Genomic DNA, 18,763 nt, shown 5'->3' with positions numbered 1-18,763 from the left:
CCCGGCGTACCGCCAGAGAAGCCCCGCGCCGTGACGGCGCGGAGCGCGGCCGCGGGGCTCGTAGGGCACCCGCGACCGCGCTCCGGCCATGGCGTCGAGACGCCGGTCACATCGTGATGTCCTCCAGCATCTCGGTGACCAGTGCGGCGATCGGCGAGCGCTCCGAGCGGGTCAGCGTGACGTGCGCGAACAGCGGATGCCCCTTGAGCTTCTCCACCACCGCCACGACGCCGTCGTGCCGGCCCACCCGCAGGTTGTCGCGCTGGGCGATGTCGTGGGTGAGAACGACCCGGGAGTTGGCGCCGATCCGGCTCAGCACCGTGAGCAGCACCCCGCGCTCCAGCGACTGCGCCTCGTCCACGATGACGAAGGCGTCGTGGAGCGACCGGCCACGGATGTGGGTGAGCGGAAGCACCTCCAGCATGCCCCGGTCCATGACCTCCTCGATCACCTCGGGCGTGGTGACCGCGCCCAGGGTGTCGTAGACCGCCTGCGCCCACGGGCCCATCTTCTCGTTCTCGGAACCGGGCAGGTAGCCCAGCTCCTGACCGCCCACGGCGTACAGGGGACGGAAGACGATGACCTTGCGGTGCTGGCGGCGCTCCAGGACCGCCTCCAGGCCCGCGCAGAGGGCGAGGGCCGACTTGCCGGTACCCGCCCGGCCACCCAGCGAGACGATGCCGACCTCGGGGTCCATCAGGAGATCGAGCGCGATCCGCTGCTCGGCGGAGCGGCCGTGCAGGCCGAACACCTCGCGGTCGCCGCGCACCAGCCGCACCGACTTGTCGGGCAGCACCCGGCCCAGCGCGGAGCCCCTGCTGGACAGCAGGCGCAGGCCCGTGTGGGTGGGCAGGTCACGGGCGTCGGCCATGTCGGCCGTACCGTGCTCGAAGAGGGTCTCGACGTCCTCCGAGGTCACCTGGAGCTCGTCCATGCCGGTCCAGCCGGACTCGACCACGAGTTCGGCGCGGTACTCGTCCGCGGCGAGCCCGATGGAGGCGGCCTTCACGCGCAGGGGGAGATCCTTGGAGACCAGCACCACGTCCTTGCCTTCCGCGGCGAGGGTCTTCGCCACGGTCAGGATGCGGGTGTCGTTGTCGCCGAGCCGGAACCCGACGGGCAGGATGGACGGGTCACTGTGGTTGAGCTCGACCCGGATGGTGCCCTCGCCGATCGGCATGGGCTCGTCCAGACGTCCATGTGTCACCCGGAGTTCGTCAAGGGACCTTAGCGCCTTGCGCGCGAAGTATCCGAGCTCTGGATGATGGCGTTTGCCCTCCAACTCGGTGATGACGACGATCGGGAGGACGACCTCATGCTCGGCGAAACGGCTCATCGCCGTTGGATCCGCCAGGAGCACCGAGGTGTCCAGGACGTACGTGCGCCGCTGAACTGCCGGCGACGTGGGTGAGGACGAAGGGTTTGCCACGCGTTCTCCCCCGGGCGCCAAGGACGGCGCCCTGCCATGAGCTGGGATGCGGACCGGCCCCGGGCCCGCTCACGAGAACGTCGAGCAGGGACCGTTGACCGGCCCTCCTCAGCAGGTCGTGACGCAAAGGCGGGCCCTCTCCGGCGTAGGCGAGCTGTGCTCTCCTACTTCTTACGGTACGTCCTGAATGCCCGACTTCCAACTGCTTAAGACTGACCGAAAGGGGTCGTTCATGTGGAGTTTCAGGAACCGTACCTGCGGTGTCGCGCGGCGTAGGAGCGGAGAGCCCGCAAGAAGTCGACCCTGCGGAAGTCAGGCCAGTAGGCCTCGCAGAAGTAGAATTCGGAGTGAGCGCTCTGCCAGAGCAAGAAGCCCGAGAGCCGCTGCTCTCCCGATGTCCGGATGACCAGATCCGGGTCGGGCTGGCCGCGCGTGTAGAGATGCTCCGCGATGTGCTCGACATCGAGGACCTCGACAAGGTCCTCGATACTCGCGCCCTTGCTCGCGTGCTCCTGGAGAAGGGAGCGCACCGCATCAGCGATCTCACGCCTTCCTCCATACCCAACAGCAACGTTCACAATCAAACCGGGACGATGTGATGTCGCTTCTTTTGCGTTTTTGAGGACACGGGCCGTGTGATCAGGCAGAAGGTCAAGCGCCCCCATGGGCTTGATGTGCCACCCGTCGGCCACGAGCTCCTGGACAACGTCCTCGATGATCTTCATCAGGAGGTCCAGCTCGTCCTTGGAGCGGTTGATGTTGTCGCTCGACAGCAGCCACACGGTGACGACCTCGACACCGGCCTCGCGGCACCAGCCGAGCAGCTCCGAGATCTTGTCCGCGCCCTTGCGGTGCCCGCGGCTCACGTCGTCGATGCCCATCGAGCGCGCCCAGCGCCGGTTACCGTCGACGATCACGCCGACGTGCCGGGGGGCCATCTCCTTCTGACGGGACAGCTTCGCCTCAAGCCGGCGTTCGTACACCCGGTAGACGAGATCGCGCACGCCCATTGGAGCCCCTCCCTCAGCACCCGCCACGAAATGAGCACTGACAGGCAATTATCGCCGCCCCGCGGACCCCTCCGCCCCCTCTACAGGGATCTGGCGGGCTTGCCCGGCTTGTGGGACCCCAGGCAATCCTCGGCCTCCGCGACGAGCGCCTCCACGAAGACGCCCAGCTCAGAGGATGTCAGAACGGCACGCATACCCACCCCGCCGCCACCCCAGGCCTCCAGGAACGCCCTTCTGGTGAGCCGCCACTCTCCGCCGGGCCCTCGCCGCCCGGGGACCCAGACCGGGATGGTCCGCAGCTGGCAGCGGAGTTCGCCCCCGCCGACGACGCCGTTCCTGGCTCGGTAACGAAAGGCGAACAGTTCCGTGTCGTCGGGAAAGCGGTCGTCGGGGTCGGGCCAACGGGCCTCGTGACCCGCACGCGCCTCGGCGACCCCCCGCGCCAGCCGGGTCAGGAACCAGCCGCACCGCTCGCCCACCGTGCCGTACAGCGCGCCGTCGCGGTGGAGCCGCAGGGTGATCTCGTACGGAGTGCCGACACTGTCACGGCACGCCACCGGCGTAACGGTCAGATAAGAACCATCAAGACAACGCAGTCCCCCCACCTCAGAGAGGGTATCCCCGCTCAGTCCGCCAAAACGTGATCAACGCCATCCATGTCCCCGCCAGCCGGGCGGCTGGTGCCACTCGGTCCAGCCGTATCCGGATCGCCCGTCCTCGGCCTCGAACCGGCACAGGGCACGCGGGAAACGGGCGATCTCCCCCTCCGGGGACGTCATGGCGACCGGGGCGAAGGCGAGCGGGACGGCCGTCATCGGAAGCCCCGGCACCTCCAGCCGCGCCCGGGACGGGAAGCCGTCCTCGCCGAACTCGCTCGCCGCGCCGAAGCCCACGTGCTCCTCGGTCGCCCCGCCCGGCGGGACCGTGAAACACGGCCAGGGCATCTCGAAGCCGACGTTGGCCCGCATGCCGTGGAAGAACGTGCCGTCGTCGAGCCGCCCGGAGCTCCACAGCCACGACATCCCCCACCAGTCGCGCTCCCCCCAGCTGTGGTCACGCTCGCCGTACCCGGAGAAGGCGATCTCCTCACCCCCGGCCCCGCCGATCCCGCCGATCCGGATCGTCCCCGCGACCTCGCAGGGGATCTCGTACCGGGACATGAAGCGGTAGGGGTACGGGTCGCCGCCGCTCCGCCACTCCAGGTCGAACGCCAGCGAGGTCCTCTCGGCGCCCCCGAGGTCCCCGTACGCCGCGGCCGGGTCGTCCAGGACGGCCGCCGCCCCGGCGTCGAGGGTCACCCGGAAGGATCGCATGGGGGCCGTCACGTCGTGGACGGCGCGGAAACCCTCACCGCGCACCGCGAGGACACCGGGACGCGTCCCCGCCTCGTCCCACGAGGGAGGCCCGGGGACGGACAGCGGGACGTCGTGGTCGGCCAGCAGCACCGTGGGCCGGTCCCTGCCGACCAGGCACGCCCAGTACCAGGCGCGGTTCCAGTTGGGATACAGGCCCAGCCGGACGTAACCGGCGAGAGAGCCGTCCTCGGCCGCGAAGTCGAGATAGACGGACTCGTTCCACAGCGGCTCGGGACCGGCCGGGTGCGGCCCCTCGTCCTCGGGCCGCAACGGCCACGTCGCGTGATCGACGAACTTCCCCACGGTCACTCCGATGCAGGCACTCGATCATGTATCGGCACGTATCCGGCCCAACCTAACCGACCGTGCCCCCGCCGGACAGGACCCCTTCGGGGCCGCCGCCCCGCCGTGCCGTCCCGCCGTCCCGCCGTGCCGTCGCCCGCGAGCCGCCCGCCCCCCTCCCGTGCCGCCGCCCGCGTCCCGGGCGGGATCTTCAGGAGCTGCCGCCGCAACCGCCCCCGCCCCCGCAGCTGGAACCGGAGTCGGAGCCGCCCCCGCCGTCGCTCCCGTGGAAACCGTGGGAGGAGGAGCACGACGAGGTGCCGGAACGGGAGGCGCGACGTGGCGGGCCGCTCATGGACAGGGTCGCCGCCAGCCGCCCCTCCTTCAGCCGCTTCAGGCCGTGCAGGGCGACGCCCAGGATGTTCAGCTCGTCACGGTCGAGGTGGTCGCCGGCCCGGGGGGGCAGGAACCTGTCCTCGCGGTAACGCAGGCGGTAGTGGGCCAGCGCGGTCTTGCCCGCGCGATTGGGGTGGGTCGGGTCCGCCCGGCCGGAACCGGGGGCGTCGATCAGCCCCAGGTCCCTCAGCCGTGCGATCAGCACGGCCACCGCGGGCCCCCGGGACACCGCGTCCCTGATCTCCCAGACCGGCACGCCACCCCCCTTCCCCTGGAGCAGGGCGAGGATCTCGGTCTCCACCGGCTGGGTGAGCACGCCGACCTGGCCGGACACCTGGGTCAGCCCCCCGTCGCGCCGCGCCCGGACCGTCCCTCCCACGACCAGCGAGGCCAGCGCGGTGTCGACCGCCCGGAACCGGCCGCCCGCGAGCAGCGCCAGCTCGTACGGCGTCAGCTCGGGCCCCTCGTAGACGCGCGAGGGATGCGCGGCCAGGCGCAGCGCGATCGCCCCCGCGACCACCAGAAGCGCGAAACCGACGACGACGATGATCTGTACGGTCTGCATGACGGCCTCCGGGATGACGCCCCTGCGTGAGGTTCACTACCCAGTGGACGAACAGGGAGGAGCGAAAGTTTCAGCGGCACCTGCCTCGGCACGCCCGACTCCCGACCCCCGGCCCCCGGCCCCCGGCACGCCTGACGCGGCACACCCGGTCCGGCGCGCCCCGATCAGCATGCCGGATTCGGCGCACCCGGTTCAGCGGCGCCTGCCGAAGAGCGACCATCGGCGGCGCGCGGGAGCGGGCTCGGGGGCCACGGGTTCCTCCGGCAGCCGTCCCGCCGCGCGGAGGCGGTCGGCGAAGTCACGGGCGTCGGCGTGGGAGCCGCCCTGCGGCTTGGGGCGGCCTCGGGCGTACGCGTCGAACTCACCGGCGAAGCCGTCGCCGAGCAGCACGGCCAGGTCGGGCCGCAGCCTGGCCACCGTCCTGCGCCGCTTGGAGATCAGGCTCGACTCCTGGATCCGCAGCCGCTCGCGGTCGAACCCGCTCGGCGCCTCCTTCCCGGCCACCAGGGCCGCCACCAGGGCCGCCTGGGCCCTGGCCAGCTCCTCACGTGCCGCGTCGTCAGACACGGGCCATCGCGTCGCGGATCCGGCCGAGCTCCCCCTCCAGGGCGCCGTCACTGGGGTAGTCGTCGTCCCATTCGAGCAGTACACCGGGCGGATCGACCCGGGCGCACAGCTCGGAGAGGATGTCCAGCACGTCCTGCGGGACGTGGGCGGTGTGGGTGTCGTGCCATACCCCCTGGTGGGAGTGGCCCCCGGCGACGTGAACGTAGGCCAGCTCGGACAGCGGAAGGCCGTCCAGCGCGGCGGTGGCCGACAGGCCCAGGTTGACCTGGTTCGTGTAGAGGTTCGCCACGTCGATCAGGAGCCCGACGCCGGTCATCTCCACCAGCTCGCCGAGGAAGGCGGCCTCGGTCATCTCGTCCTCCGGCCAGCCGAAGAGGGCCGCGACGTTCTCCAGGGCCAGCGGTACGGGAAGCGCCTCCTGCGCCCGCCGCACGTTCTCGGCGACGACGGAGAGCGCGGCCCGGGTGCGCGGGACGGGAAGCAGGTGTCCGGCCTCCATCCCGCCCGCCCGCACGAAGGCGAGGTGCTCGCTGACCAGCGGCGCGTCCAGGGCGAGGGCGCAGTCGGCCAGGTGGGCCAGCCGCCGCGGATCGGGGGGCTCGGCGCCGCCGATGCCCAGCCCGACACCGTGCGGGATGACCGGAACCCCGCGGGCGCGGAGCACGCGCAGCGACTCGGGGAGCCGGGCGGGGGTGACGTTCTCGGCGATGACCTCGACGAAGTCGACCCCGGGCAGCCGCTCCACGGTCAGGTCGATCTCCGGCCGCCAGCCGATGCCCACGCCCAGCGCCGGAGGCTCAGCCGCCATCGGAGGCACCCCCGTCCGGACCCGCCGGCCGCCCGGCCACCACCGCGTCTTCGGTGTCTTCGGTGTCTTCGGCGTCCTCAGCGGCTCGGACGGCTCCGGCCACCGTCACCGCCGTCACCGCCGTGGCCTGGTGCCGCTCACCCGCCGCAACCGCCACCGCCGCACCCTCCTCCGCAGCTGGATCCGCCACCACCGTCACTCGATCCGCCGGAGTCACCCGACCCGCCGGAGCCGTCCCAGCCACCGGAGCCGAAGTCGCCGCCACCGCCGAGGGAACCGCCGCCACAGGCGCCCGTGGCGCAGTTGCCCGAACCGGTCGTGTTCTGGCGCTGGAGCTCCTCCTCCAGGCCGGGCTCGTTGAGCTCGCTCAGGCCGTACAGGGCGACGGGAATGCCGACGGCGAAGGCCAGATCGGGGGTGAGTGGACGGGCGCCCCGCGCGTAGGTTCCGCGGGCGGAGGCGAGCATCTGGTGGCCGGCGTGGCTTAGAACGTCGCGCAGGGCCCGCTTCTGCCGCGTGTGGACGGAGAAACCGCCGATCACCGAGACCAGGCCCACCAGCAGCGCGAAGGTGCCCCATCCCCCGGTGGCTCCGGCGAGCAGGATGCCCGCCACGAAGATCATCTCGATGATCGAGGTGACCTGGAGCCGGCTCAGCAGCGCCTGCGCGTGGTCGAGCGCGCCCTCGGGCACGAGCAGGCCGAGCCCCAGCAGCCGGTAGCGCAGGCCGTCGACGCTCTGCCCCTCGGCCACCGCGCGGCGGACCTCGCCCACGGGGGCCGAGCCTCCGCGCAGGTGGAGCGTCTCCATGACGGCGTACTCGATCGGGTCGGGAGACGGCTGGGCCCCGGCGACCAGGCTGGCCTGGCCGCCTCGCGAGATCCGGATCGCCCCGGCCCTGGCCAGCAGGCCGAGCGCGGTGTTGATCACGCGGCGCGGCCCCCCGGAGAGATAGGCGAGCTCGTACGGGTTCGGCGGGCCGCCGTAGTGGCCGATCATGGCCGAGCGAACCCTGCGGTGTTCACGGCTCAACGCGAAGGCCGTGGAGAGGATGACCAGGCCGACGACGCAGGCGATGACGAACAGCGAGAACTCCATGTCCGCCTCCTCGGGGGGAAAGGTGGGCCGCGGGAGCGACGTCCCGCGTACCCAGGTAGACGCGCACAGCCTGGCAGAAGTTTCGCCTGACTTCGACGGCGACTCGGTGAGATGTCGGTCACCAGGCGAAATGCGGGTCACAGGCCCCGGCGCGGCCGGAATCGGTGACCCCGGCCGCGCCGTCCCCCCTCCCCCGGATGGCCTGGCGGGGGCGAAGAGCACGGGCGCGGGCAGCCCGCCCGGGTGCTCGGCGCGGGCGGACGCGGCCCGGGACCCGCGCGGCCCGGCCGGGCGCCCGTGCCCCCGCTCAGCCCGGCGGCACCTCAGCCCAGACGCGCGACGAGGGCTTCGTGCTCCTCCCAGAGCTCCCCGGGCAGGCGGTCGCCGAAGGTCCTGAAGAAGTCGGGCATCAGCGACGCCTCCTGCCTCCAGATCTCCTTGTCGACGCTCAGCAGCGTCCGCATGTCCTCGTCGGAGACGTCGAGGCCCTCGGTGTCGAGCTTGGCGGGGAGCAGGCCGATGGGAGTCCTTACCGCCTCCGCCTGGCCGTTGAGGCGCTCGACGATCCACTTGAGCACGCGGGTGTTCTCACCGAAGCCGGGCCAGATGAACCGGCCCTCGTCGTCCTTGCGGAACCAGTTCACGTAGTAGACGCGCGGCAGTTCGGCGTTCTCCCGCCGGCCGATCCTGAGCCAGTGAGCGAAGTAGTCGCCCATGTTGTAGCCGCAGAAGGGCAGCATCGCGAACGGGTCGCGGCGCAGCTCGCCGACCTTGCCCTCGGCGGCGGCGGTCTTCTCCGAGGCGATGTTGGCCCCCACGAAGACGCCGTGCCGCCAGCTCAACGACTCCGTCACCAGCGGCACCGCGCTGGCGCGGCGCCCGCCGAACAGGATGGCGGAGATCGGCACGCCCTTCGGGTCCTGCCACTCGGGAGCGATCGTCGGGCACTGCGCGGCCGGGACCGTGAAGCGGGCGTTGGGGTGGGCGGCGGGCTCGCCGGAGTCCGGCGTCCAGTCACGGCCCTTCCAGTCGGTCAGGTGCGCCGGGGGCCGGTCGGTGAGCCCCTCCCACCACACGTCGCCGTCGTCGGTGAGGGCGACGTTGGTGAAGATGCTGTTGCCCCAGAGCGTCTTGACCGCGTTGGCGTTGGTGGATTCGCCGGTGCCGGGGGCGACGCCGAAGAAACCCGCCTCGGGGTTGATCGCGCGCAGCCGCCCGTCGTCGCCGAAGCGCATCCAGGCGATGTCGTCGCCGATCGTCTCGACCTTCCATCCGGGGAGGGTCGGCTGGAGCATGGCGAGGTTCGTCTTCCCGCAGGCGCTCGGGAAGGCCGCCGCGACGTAGCGCGTCTCCCCGGCGGGCGGGGTGATCTTGAGGATGAGCATGTGCTCGGCCAGCCAGCCCTCGTCGCGGGCCATCGTGCTGGCGATGCGCAGGGCGTAGCACTTCTTGCCGAGCAGGGCGTTGCCGCCGTACCCGGAGCCGTAGGACCAGATCTCGCGGGTCTCGGGGAAGTGGCTGATGTACTTGGTGGGGTTGCACGGCCACGGCACGTCCTTCTGGCCGGGCTCCAGCGGGGCACCGACCGAGTGGACGGCCTTGACGTAGCCGCCGCGCTCCTCGATGAGCCGCAGGGCGTCCTCGCCCATGCGGGTCATGACGCGCATGGACACGACGACGTACGGCGAGTCGGTGATCTCCACGCCGAGCTGGGAGATCTCACCTCCCAGGGGGCCCATGCAGAACGGCACCACGTACATCGTCCGGCCGCGCATGCTGCCCTTGAAGATCTCGCCGAAGGTACGGCGCATCTCGGCGGGGGCGATCCAGTTGTTGGTCGGACCCGCGTCCTCCTGCCGCTCGGAACAGATGTAGGTCCTGTCCTCGACCCTGGCGACGTCGCTGGGGTCGGAGGCGGCGTGGAAACTGTTCTGCCGCTTGGCCAGGCGCGTGAACGTGCCCTGCTCGACCAGCAGGTTCGTCAGGCGGGTCCATTCGGCCTCGGAGCCGTCGCACCATTCGATCCGGTCCGGCTGAGTCAGGTCGGCGATCTCCTTGACCCACCCGGCGAGCTCTTCGTGGCTGGTCGGGCTGACGGCGGTGACATCTACGGTAACGGACACTGCTGGGGCTCCTTTACACTTCTCGGGGCCAAAACATCATTGACGACCGAACCGCGCTCAATCCAATTGGCATAGACCACTGAATTCATGCGATCACGCGTCATGACGCTCCACCCCCGACGTCTCCGACGGCGTATGGCCTGGCAGGAGACGTAAGGTTTTGAAACCCCTACCCAAAAGAAGTAAATCTAAAAAAGCCGTTCCAGCAGTGGTATAGGCCAATGAGAGAGGTCTAAACCAATTTGCGAACAGGTTCAGACCAATTCATTGACCATTTCCGCTGCCCAGGATCAGGAATTCATGCCCGGACCCGCGGCCCTGACGCGGTCGACGTGCTGGAGCGCGTCCCTCAAATCCGCCAGCCAGGTGTCGGTGTGGTTGCCCACCAGGCGCACGCACCAGGCGAGCGCGTCACTGCGGCTGCGGGCCACCCCGGCGGCGACGAGGGTGTCGAGCACCTGACGCTCCGACTGCTTGAGCCGGGTCATGACGGGCACCGAGAGTGTGGTGAACATCACTGTCTCGTCGCCGACAGCGACCCCCCAGGAGACCTTCCTGCGGAAGCGGTGCTCGGCCTCCAGAGCGATCTCGACGCGCCGCTCCCTGCTCTCCTCGCGGAAGCGCAGGATGCCGCCCTCCATGGCGGCGGAGCGCTCCACCTCGGAGACGTCGTCGCCGAGCGCGGGAGGGCGGAGCCTGCCGACCACCGCGATCTCCTCGCGGTCGAGCACGATGTCGACGCCGCCTTCGAACCACTCCTCGGGCAGCCTTCCCGAGAACCAGCCGCGCAACTTCTCCACTGCTTCATCATTTTCCATGTAATTTAGATTACATCGCTTCGTCGGACGGGGACAGTACGGCGCCGGGACCGGGCGAGAGCCTCCCGGCAAGCCGGGGGCATGTCCGCGACGACGACTTCAACCGCTCCGCGTTCACGACGAGGGCGATCTCGACCGGGCCTCCCCCGGGAAGGACGTCCGCGCCCACAACGGTGTCGGCGGGGCCTCCCAGACGCGAGAATCAGCGCATGAGCTCACCGCCGCGTCCCGAAGGCCTCCCCGCGGAAGGACCGCGTCCCGAAGGGCTGCCGTTCGAAGGACCGCGTCCCGAGGGGCTGCCTCTCGAAGGACCCCGCCCCGAAGGGCTGCGCGAGCGCAAGAAGGCGAAGACCCGATGGACGATCCAGGAGCACGCGCTGCGCCTGTTCGCGGAACAGGGCTACGAGGCGACGACCGTCGAGCAGATCGCCGAGGCCGCGGAGGTGTCACCGAGCACGTTCTTCCGCTACTTCCCCTCCAAGGAGGACGTGGTCGTGCGAAGTGAGTACGACTCGCTGATCGTCTCCGCCCTCCGCGGGATCGCCCCGGACGCACCACCCGTCGACGCGTTCCGGCAGGCCGTACGAGCCGCGTTCGAGGGTTTCGACCCCGGCGACCTCGCGCGGGCCTCCGCCAGGGCCCGGCTCGTCCTCTCCGTGCCCGCGCTGCGGGCCAGGCAGCTCCAGGCCGCCGCCGGAACGCACACGGCGATGTGCGCGGAGCTCGCCTCCCGCACCGGCCGCGACCCTCGCGACCTCGCCGTGGAGACCTTCGCCGCCGCGGTGATCGGCGCCATGCTCCCCGCCGTCGGCCGCTGGGCCGCGAACCCCTCGGAGAACCTGCCCGACCTCCTCGACGCCGCCCTGACCCAGCTCGCCGCGGGCCTCCCGCTCGGCGGGACACCGTAAAAACGCTCGGCGGGACACCGTAAAAACCCCGCGAAACCCCCCACGAGCCCGCCGGGACACGTACGACCCCGGCGTCCCGTAAGCCCGCCGGAACACGTGCGACCCCGGGAGGAACGAGCGCGGGCTAGCGGACCCGGGCGGCGACCCCCGGGCTGATCCGCACGGCCCCGGCGAAGTTGCGGGTGCTGACGGGGACGAGCTTGACCACGTCGCCGGTCCTGGGGGCGTGCAGCATCTTGCCGTCTCCCCAGTAAATGGCCACGTGCGAGACGTAGCCGGGGTTGGTGGGGTCGTGCCGCCAGAACAGCAGGTCACCGGGCTGCGCCTGGGAGAGCGGGATCTGGGGGCCGGAGACGAACTGCTGGTGCGTCACCCGGGGCACCTTGATCCCCGCCTGCTGGTACGCCCACTGGACCAGACCCGAGCAGTCGAAGCTGTCCGGGCCCTCGGCGCCCCACACGTACGGGCGGCCGAGCTTGCCGATCGCGGCGGTGAGCGCGGTCGTGACCTGGGCGGCGCTCATGAAGGAGCTCGCGGACCAGGTCGTGGTCTCGCCGATGGTCTTGGTGGGGGCCGTCAGCACCGGGTTGATCACCGCGACCTGCGCCCCCTTGGGCAGGGCTCGCAGGAGGGTGAGGCGCAGCCTCGCGGAGTCGGTCTTCGGCGCGCTCACCACGAGCGCGTTGTTCTCCGGGATGCCCAGCGCGCGGGCGGTCGGCCGGGAGACCACGGCGTCGATGGCGCCCATGCCCATCGTGGCGTAGGCGCCGACGCGCAGGTTGCGCCCGGCGGTGGTGAAGGTCTTGCCCAGCGGCATGCCCCCGTCGTTGCCCAGGACGAAGGAGACGGCGACCTCCCCCGCCGAGACGTTCCGCCAGAGCCTGTCGGAGCGCGCGGTCGGCTTGGGGGTGTAGGCGCGGAACGTCGAGGGGTTCACCCCGAGCGTCTGCACCGGCTTGCCGTCCAGGACCACCTCCGCGGCGTCGGCGCGCTCCACCGCCCGCACCCCGGAGAGCTGGGCGATCCTGGCGACCACGGTCGCGCTGAGCGGCCTGTTGGCGACGACGAACAGGTGCGGCTGCCGCATCGAGGTGAGCGGCGCCACCGGTTCGGGCACGCCCTGGCCCGGCCCGCTCTGGGCGGGCTTCGCCACCTGGGTCGGCACGGTGGCGACGGACTTGCGCATCGTGACCGTCTCCGGATCGGCCTCCGGCATCTGGGTGAAGATCATCAGGCCGGTGGCCAGCACGCAGACGAGCAGGACGGCCAGGACCGGGACGGCCCGCCTCATCAGGCGGGCGGTGCGGTGGCTGTAGCGGAGACGGGGGCTGTAGGCGAGGTCCTGCCGGGCCTCCCGGATCAGGTCGGAGACACGTGGCCGACGATCGAACACGAGATCTCCCCTTCTTCACGGACTCCAGCCCTACGAGGGTGCCGTAGACGGCCCCCCGATGCACGCGAACCCACTGAAAAGCGCCCTATCTGCAATACGGCCGCAAGACTAGCGAAATCCCGCCAAATCCTCCGACACACGGCAATCCGCCGGGACGCCCGTCCCGGCGGATCAGCGAATCGATCGGAGTATGGGGAGGTCAGTTGCCGATGTACGGCACGGCCTCAAGGATCTCGACCGTGTTGGAACGGCCGTTCGGCATCGTGTAGGTCGCCTTCTCGCCGATCTTCTTGCCGTTGATCGCCGCGCCGAGCGGCGACTTGGGCGAGTAGACGTCGATCGGGGCGCCGCTCTCCTCACGTGAGGCCAGCAGGAAGGCGACCTCCTCGTCATCGCCCTCGAAGCGGACGGTGACGGTCATTCCGGGACCGACCACGCCCTCGGTGCGGGGCGCCTCGCCGACCTTGGCACTGTCCAGGATCTGGCGGAGATGGAAGATGCGGGCCTCCATCTTGCCCTGCTCGTCCTTGGCGGCGTGGTAGCCGCCGTTCTCCTTCAGGTCGCCCTCTTCGCGTGCTGCCTCGATCTTCTTGGCGATGTCGACACGCCCGGGCCCCGAGAGGTGCTCAAACTCAGCCTTCAGGCGGTCGTACGCCTCCTGAGTGAGCCAGGTGACGCTCTCGCTGTGGGAGTCGGCCACGGGTTCTCCTTGCTTCCTCGGGGGCTTCGTGCTTGGTGCTTGGGGTTGCGGTCGGACGAATCTCGAAAGGCTAACAAGTTAACCCCTCGACCGCCTCCCCAAATGTCTCACTATACGAGATAGCAGTACTGGACATGGCCGGAAGTGGCTGGAGCACTGGTCTCTAGCCGTTCGGTAAGCCGAACATACCCCTCACCAGCCGGAATATTGACCTCCTTGCTACCGACCTCGACGTGGTGGACGTCGGTGGCCCGCAGGCGGCAGAGCGCCGCTCGGTCGGATGGCTTGACCACTTCGAAGGTGATCTGCAGAGAATCGCCGCGGGTGGCATCGAACGCGATGACCTGGTCGATGACCTCCGTGTTGCCCTTGGCCGCCCACATCACGTATCCCCACCCCCCGGCGCACACGGCGCAGAGGATCGCGATCACGACGTGCACGACGAAGCGCCCCCTGACCTCCGGGCGGTCGGGAAAATCGCCCGGGGTGCCGAGAACGGGACCGTCCTGACGGCCCTTCTCGGCTTCGCTGGTGGCCATGACGGAATCTCCCTGCACTACCTCGGTGTTATCCGAGACAATTGTCCCCTGCGGGGGCCTCGCCCTCGCGACCGCCCAAGAGAAACTAACCTCTCCCTAGAGTGACGTAAGCCGAGGGCGCGCGGGGCACCACGTCGAGCGGAGCGGAACATACGGCCAGGCGGGCCGTCCGCGAGGCGACCGACGACGATCCGAAGCGCGACCGACATAAGGAGACACCGAGCCCGTGAGTGCACCGCTCAGGCTGATGGCCGTTCACGCGCATCCCGACGACGAGTCGAGCAAGGGCGCCGCCACCATGGCGCGCTACGTGGCCGAGGGCGTGGATGTGCTGGTCTGTACGCTCACCGGAGGCGAGCGAGGGTCGATCCTGAACCCCAAGATGGATCGCCCGGAGATCCTTGAGAACATCGGTGAGGTCCGCCGTCTGGAGATGGAGCGCGCCCGCGAGATCCTCGGCGTGCGGCAGCGCTTCATGGGATTCGTCGACTCCGGCCTGCCCGAGGACGAGAGCGAGCCGCTGCCCGAGGGCTGCTTCGCCCTGCAGCCGCTGGAGATCGCCTCGGAGCCGCTGGTGGCGGCCGTCCGCGAGTTCAGGCCGCACGTGATCCTGACCTACGACGACGACGGCGGCTACCCGCACCCCGACCACATCATGACCAACCGCGTCTCGGTCGAGGCATTCGAGGCGGCCGGCGACCCCGACCGCTACCCGGGCACCGGCGAGCCCTGGCAGCCCCTGAAGCTCTACTACCACATGGGTTTCACCAAGGACCGGTTCGAGGCGCTGCACGAGGCGATGAACGCCAAGGGCATCGGCTCCCCGTACGCCGAGTGGATCTCCCGCTGGGAGGACCGCCCGCAGAAGTGGCCGGTGACCACCCGCATCCCCTGCGGCGACTACTTCGAGCTCCGCGACGAGGCGCTGCTGGCGCACGCCACCCAGGTCGACCCGGACGGATTCTGGTTCGTCTGCCCGCGCGACCTGCAGCGCGAGATCTGGCCGACCGAGGACTACCACCTGGCTCGATCGCTCGTGGACGTCGAGCTTCCCGAGGACGACCTGTTCACGGGCGTCCACACGGAGGTCCCGGCCGACACGATCTCGCACGCCTGCCACTGACACGACCATGGGGTGGCGGTGGCAAACTTGACATGTGATTGCATTTGACACCGTCACCAAGGGTGACGTCAGCCCGGGCCTCCTGGGCTTCCTCGTCGTGGCCGGCCTCGGTCTCGCCCTCTACCTGCTGGTCAAATCGATGAGAAAGCAGATCTCCAGGATCGAGGTGCCCTCCGAGGCCGAGCTGAGGGAGCGGAACGGCACCACCGGCACGACGACGCCGACCGCTCCCTGACCCCGCCGGCCCGGCGCGCTTCCCCGGCCGGCCCGGGGTGGCGGTCGCCCGTTTTCCAAGATCCACGGCCCTGACCGGCCACCACGCGTACACGCGGAAGAGCGGGACCGGCCGAGCCGAGCCCCCGGAGAACAAGCGAGGACGAGCATGGCCGACGACATCGAGGTCTCCGACAACCCCGGAGCCTCCCGCTTCGAGATCCTGCTGGACGGCGAGGTCGCCGGGTTCGCCGAATACCGCCTGCGCGCCGGGAAGGTCATCTTCACCCACACCGAGATCCTCCCCGAGTACGAGGGCAAGGGCCTGGGCGGCAGGCTGGTCTCCGCGGCCCTCGACGCGAGCCGCTCGTCCGGCCGGTCGGTCGTGCCGCTCTGCCCGTTCGTCGCCCGCTACATCCGGCGCCACCACGAGTACCGGGATCTGGTGCCCGAGGGTTACGTCGACCTCCTCGACGAGGAGACCTGACCTCGCCGCTCCCTCCGTGAGCCGCGCGAGGACCCCGCCCGCCGGTCACCGGACGGGCGAGGCTCATCGGCTCCTCCAAGTCGCACGGGACGCTCACCCGCTCCCCTGAGCCGTACGAGAACGCCCGTCAGTCACCCAGGGCGTCCGTCGAGGACCAGGCGCGCTCCAGCGCCTTGGGCAGCCCCCACCGGCCCAGCGTGGTGAGCACCTCGGTCCTGTCGACGATCCCGAGACACGCCCAGAGCGGGGTGACCGAGCTGAAGAGCGTCTCGGCCGCCTCCAGGTCCTCCGGCTCGTCCAGATCGACGTCGATGTCCTCCGACTCGGCGATGAGCCTGGCGATCCGCTCGGGCGACGCCAGCACCCCGGGGCCGCGCCTGGCCAGGGCGGCGACCACGGCCAGCCAGTCGGCGTGGTGGATCGCGCACAGGGCGGCCAGCACCGAGTCCTCGTGGCTGAGCTCGCCGTCGAGGTCGGAGAAGACCTCCAGCCGGTCCTCCTCCTCGGGCAGGTCGGAGATCGGCCCCGCGATGCCCGCCGTGACGGTCAGCCAGAGCTCCTCGTCGTCGGCCGGCAGCGGCTCCCCCTCGTACCCGGCGCAGGCCCGCAGCACGTTGCCGGGATAGCCGGGCCTGGCCAGCACCTCGCGCAGCCGGGTGGCCGCGGCCCGCAGCTCCCTGACGGGCCGCTCGGGGTCGGGCAGCTCGGCCAGGATGCGCCGCAGCTCGCCCAGGGCGAACGCCTCCTCCTCGTCCCAGGCGGCGAACAGCTCCTCGTCCTGCTCGTCGGAGACCGCGGTCCCCGGGACCCGCCCGTCGGGCAGCGGGCCGGTGAGCCAGCGCTCCTGAAGGTCCGCGTAGGCCTCTCTGGCCTGCTCGTCGCCCCGGGCGAGCGCGTCCGGGTCGATCTCCCCCGCGGCGACCCGTTCCTCCAGGTGGGCGACCAGCCGGCGGAACATCTCCTCGCCGACCGGCCCCCGCTCGTCCTCCTCGGGCCAGACGAAGAAGCTTGGGGTGAGCAGGAGCGGCTCGGTGCCCGTGGACTCCATCCAGCGCTGTACGTCCCCCACGGTCGCGCCGCCGGATTCGATCGCGCTGAGCGTCGCCTTCGCGGAGTCCCAGAAGGGCACCGACAGCGGGTTACCCGCCGCCAGAAGCGCCCGCCTCAGATCGGGCAGCGCCACCAGCGCCACCCCGGACGGCACGGCGAGCAGCGCGCGGGCAACATCACGCCGGGTCAGCTCGGAGGCCGCCCTTCCGGCGTGCACACAGACGAAGTCGAGATCCACGCCCAGTGAGCCTACGCCCGAAGCGCGGTGAACACACCTTCCCGCCCGGTGTCACCTCCCGCACCCGAGGTGGCGGGGCCGTTCTGGGCGCGGGGAAGGCCGTACGACACGCTCCTGACAGGCGCGAACGTCTCGCCGGCCGCCATTCTCCGCCCGTGTCCAGGAGAGGGCCGGGGCGCATCGGGAGAGAGGTCAGGGGAGGCCGGACGCGGTGGCCGGGGCGTGCGCCCCGCGGGGTGCGGTGGCCCGCGTGGGACGCCAGGTGCTCACCAGCGCGAACGCCAGCAGCAGCTCGGCGATGTCTCCGCCGTAGTACATGATCTCCGCGGCTCCGCGCAGCTGTGCGACCGGCACCGGCACGTCGACGACGAGCCCGGCGTACATCAGCTGCGACAGCGTGGCGTGTACGGCGATCGCCACCCCCAGCACGACCAGCCGGAGCGGTACCGGCGGGCGCCGCGGCGCCGGATCCGGACCGGCGATCACCCAGGCGAACAGGCAACCGGCCAGCAGGAAATGCACGTGCACCAGGTGGTGCGGCAGCGTGCCTTCGGAGGTGATCCGATACAGCGGGGTGCAGTACAGCGCCACCATGGCGCCCACGCTGAGCAGCAGCGCGATCCACGGGTCGGCCGACAGGTGCACCGCCCGGCAGCGCAGCACGGCGCCGACGCGCCGCCCGTGAACCGGCGGCAGCGAGCGCAGCAGCAGGGTCACCGGGGCGCCCAGCACCAGGCCCAGCGGCGCCAGCATGCCGATCAGCAGGTGCTGCAGCATGTGCCCGCGAAAGTCCGCCTCGGCGAACGCGGCGACGGGCCCGGTCACGGCGGCGGCGACCAGCGCGACGCCCGCGAGGAAACCCGCGGTCCGCCACCGGCTCCAGCCTCTGGGCTCGCGACCGCGCCGCGCCGCCAGCAGCGCGTACCCGCCCCCCACCGCGGCCAGAACGGCCAGGGCCGCCAGTGGCAGTGCCTCCGCCAGCCCGCCGCCGTGCCGGTGGGCCTCGTGCGCCAGAGCGATCACGGCGTCGGCAGGGTGGGCCTCGTGCGCCAAGAGCATCGCGACGTCGGCGGGGTGGGCCTCGTGCGCCAGGAGAATCACGGCGTCGACGCGGCGGGCCCGCGCCCGCCCGCGCCGCACAGGTCGACCGGGCCGGCACCGCGCCGCAGCAGCCACCCGCCGGCCACCAGCGCCGCGCCCAGGAGCAGGAATCCCAGGTCCCACCAGGTCTGGTACGGGCCGGTCCGCACGTGGTGGATGCCCAGCACGTGGTGATCGACGATGCCCTCCACCAGGTTGAACGCCCCCCATCCGAGGAAGATCCAGCCCCACAGCGCCCGCGATCTCCACACCCGGCCGCGGGAGTGCAGGACCCGCGAGTACAGCAGGCCGAGGCCGATCAGCACCGCCAGCCAGGTGAACGCGTGGAACAGCCCGTCCCACAGCGTGTTCATCCGCAGCCCGGGAACGGTGTCCGGCGAGTAGTACCTCACCCCGATGTTGTCGGTGTTCGTGCTGGACAGCATGTGGTGCCACTGCAGGATCTGGTGCAGCAGGATGCCGTCGACGAACCCTCCCAGCCCGATGCCCAGAACCGTGCCGGGCACTGCGAGCCGCTCAGTCCCGGCCGTCCTGGCCGACCTGTTCGCCATCACGGCCCCC

General features: G+C 70.8%; 20 protein-coding genes. 4 read left to right on the top strand and 16 right to left on the bottom strand.

Going from position 1 to position 18,763, the window contains the following annotated elements:
- Positions 1-106: 106 nt before the first annotated feature.
- The 10 genes from ACSDR0_RS04275 to ACSDR0_RS04230 form a co-directional block, all read right to left on the bottom strand.
- On the bottom strand, positions 107-1,429 hold the full coding sequence (locus ACSDR0_RS04275; RefSeq protein WP_435287393.1) for a PhoH family protein: 1,323 nt from the start codon (positions 1,427-1,429) through the stop codon (positions 107-109).
- A 242-nt stretch (positions 1,430-1,671) separates the two neighbouring features.
- Complete coding sequence (locus ACSDR0_RS04270; RefSeq protein ID WP_435287392.1) at positions 1,672-2,439, bottom strand: isoprenyl transferase; 768 nt, start codon at positions 2,437-2,439, stop codon at positions 1,672-1,674.
- Between the two features lie 80 nt (positions 2,440-2,519).
- Positions 2,520-2,996 (bottom strand): hypothetical protein, encoded by a 477-nt coding sequence (locus ACSDR0_RS04265; RefSeq protein ID WP_435287391.1) that lies wholly within the window; start codon positions 2,994-2,996, stop codon positions 2,520-2,522.
- A gap of 87 nt (positions 2,997-3,083) precedes the next feature.
- The gene (locus ACSDR0_RS04260) at positions 3,084-4,097 is read right to left on the bottom strand and encodes a hypothetical protein (protein ID WP_435287390.1); all 1,014 of its coding nucleotides are present in this window, start codon (positions 4,095-4,097) and stop codon (positions 3,084-3,086) included.
- Positions 4,098-4,287: 190 nt separating this feature from the next.
- Positions 4,288-5,037, bottom strand: coding sequence for a TIGR04222 domain-containing membrane protein (locus tag ACSDR0_RS04255; protein ID WP_435287389.1), 750 nt, complete (start codon positions 5,035-5,037; stop codon positions 4,288-4,290).
- 192 nt (positions 5,038-5,229) lie between these two features.
- Positions 5,230-5,604 (bottom strand): hypothetical protein, encoded by a 375-nt coding sequence (locus tag ACSDR0_RS04250; protein ID WP_435287388.1) that lies wholly within the window; start codon positions 5,602-5,604, stop codon positions 5,230-5,232.
- Complete coding sequence (locus ACSDR0_RS04245; protein WP_435287387.1) at positions 5,597-6,412, bottom strand: DUF692 domain-containing protein; 816 nt, start codon at positions 6,410-6,412, stop codon at positions 5,597-5,599. The genes ACSDR0_RS04250 and ACSDR0_RS04245 overlap by 8 nt, the downstream gene beginning before the upstream one ends.
- A 137-nt stretch (positions 6,413-6,549) precedes the next feature.
- The gene (locus ACSDR0_RS04240; protein WP_435287386.1) at positions 6,550-7,509 is read right to left on the bottom strand and encodes a TIGR04222 domain-containing membrane protein; all 960 of its coding nucleotides are present in this window, start codon (positions 7,507-7,509) and stop codon (positions 6,550-6,552) included.
- Between the two features lie 323 nt (positions 7,510-7,832).
- Positions 7,833-9,632 carry a phosphoenolpyruvate carboxykinase (GTP) gene (locus tag ACSDR0_RS04235; RefSeq protein WP_435287385.1) on the bottom strand — a complete coding sequence of 600 codons (1,800 nt, stop codon included), beginning with the start codon at positions 9,630-9,632 and terminating at the stop codon, positions 7,833-7,835.
- Positions 9,633-9,922: 290 nt separating this feature from the next.
- A complete protein-coding gene (locus ACSDR0_RS04230) occupies positions 9,923-10,450 on the bottom strand; it encodes a hypothetical protein (RefSeq protein WP_435287384.1) in 528 nt (175 codons plus the stop codon).
- 209 nt (positions 10,451-10,659) lie between these two features.
- Here ACSDR0_RS04230 and ACSDR0_RS04225 point away from each other — a divergent pair, with 209 nt between their 5' ends.
- Positions 10,660-11,358, top strand: coding sequence for a TetR family transcriptional regulator (locus ACSDR0_RS04225; RefSeq protein ID WP_435287383.1), 699 nt, complete (start codon positions 10,660-10,662; stop codon positions 11,356-11,358).
- A gap of 124 nt (positions 11,359-11,482) precedes the next feature.
- Here the strand turns inward: ACSDR0_RS04225 and ACSDR0_RS04220 are convergent, their stop codons facing one another.
- From ACSDR0_RS04220 to ACSDR0_RS04210, 3 genes are all read right to left on the bottom strand, one after another.
- Positions 11,483-12,751, bottom strand: a complete 1,269-nt coding sequence (locus ACSDR0_RS04220; RefSeq protein WP_435287382.1) for a C40 family peptidase — start codon at positions 12,749-12,751, stop codon at positions 11,483-11,485.
- A gap of 199 nt (positions 12,752-12,950) precedes the next feature.
- The gene (gene greA, locus ACSDR0_RS04215) at positions 12,951-13,451 is read right to left on the bottom strand and encodes a transcription elongation factor GreA (protein WP_344750139.1); all 501 of its coding nucleotides are present in this window, start codon (positions 13,449-13,451) and stop codon (positions 12,951-12,953) included.
- A 110-nt stretch (positions 13,452-13,561) separates the two neighbouring features.
- Positions 13,562-13,990: a DUF4307 domain-containing protein gene (locus tag ACSDR0_RS04210; RefSeq protein WP_435287381.1), complete on the bottom strand. Its 429-nt coding sequence runs from the start codon at positions 13,988-13,990 to the stop codon at positions 13,562-13,564.
- Positions 13,991-14,216: 226 nt separating this feature from the next.
- Between ACSDR0_RS04210 and mca the strand changes: the two genes are divergently transcribed.
- The 3 genes from mca to ACSDR0_RS04195 all read left to right on the top strand — a co-directional run bounded on the left by mca (position 14,217) and on the right by ACSDR0_RS04195 (position 15,813).
- On the top strand, positions 14,217-15,113 hold the full coding sequence (gene mca, locus ACSDR0_RS04205; RefSeq protein ID WP_435287380.1) for a mycothiol conjugate amidase Mca: 897 nt from the start codon (positions 14,217-14,219) through the stop codon (positions 15,111-15,113).
- 34 nt (positions 15,114-15,147) lie between these two features.
- Positions 15,148-15,348: a hypothetical protein gene (locus ACSDR0_RS04200; protein ID WP_435287379.1), complete on the top strand. Its 201-nt coding sequence runs from the start codon at positions 15,148-15,150 to the stop codon at positions 15,346-15,348.
- Between the two features lie 147 nt (positions 15,349-15,495).
- Entirely contained in the window at positions 15,496-15,813 is a 318-nt protein-coding gene (locus ACSDR0_RS04195) for a GNAT family N-acetyltransferase (RefSeq protein WP_435287378.1), read from the top strand.
- A gap of 127 nt (positions 15,814-15,940) precedes the next feature.
- Here ACSDR0_RS04195 and ACSDR0_RS04190 read toward each other — a convergent pair whose 3' ends face one another.
- From ACSDR0_RS04190 to ACSDR0_RS04180, 3 genes are all read right to left on the bottom strand, one after another.
- Entirely contained in the window at positions 15,941-17,101 is a 1,161-nt protein-coding gene (locus ACSDR0_RS04190) for a hypothetical protein (protein WP_435287377.1), read from the bottom strand.
- 192 nt (positions 17,102-17,293) lie between these two features.
- The gene (locus ACSDR0_RS04185) at positions 17,294-18,202 is read right to left on the bottom strand and encodes a cytochrome c oxidase assembly protein (RefSeq protein ID WP_435287376.1); all 909 of its coding nucleotides are present in this window, start codon (positions 18,200-18,202) and stop codon (positions 17,294-17,296) included.
- The gene (locus ACSDR0_RS04180) at positions 18,199-18,753 is read right to left on the bottom strand and encodes a DUF2243 domain-containing protein (RefSeq protein WP_435287375.1); all 555 of its coding nucleotides are present in this window, start codon (positions 18,751-18,753) and stop codon (positions 18,199-18,201) included. The genes ACSDR0_RS04185 and ACSDR0_RS04180 overlap by 4 nt, the downstream gene beginning before the upstream one ends.
- Positions 18,754-18,763: the final 10 nt, after the last annotated feature.

Source organism: Streptosporangium sp. G11, from assembly GCF_051192615.1.
GTDB lineage: Bacteria > Actinomycetota > Actinomycetes > Streptosporangiales > Streptosporangiaceae > Streptosporangium.
This window is presented reverse-complemented; position numbering and strand designations above follow the sequence as displayed.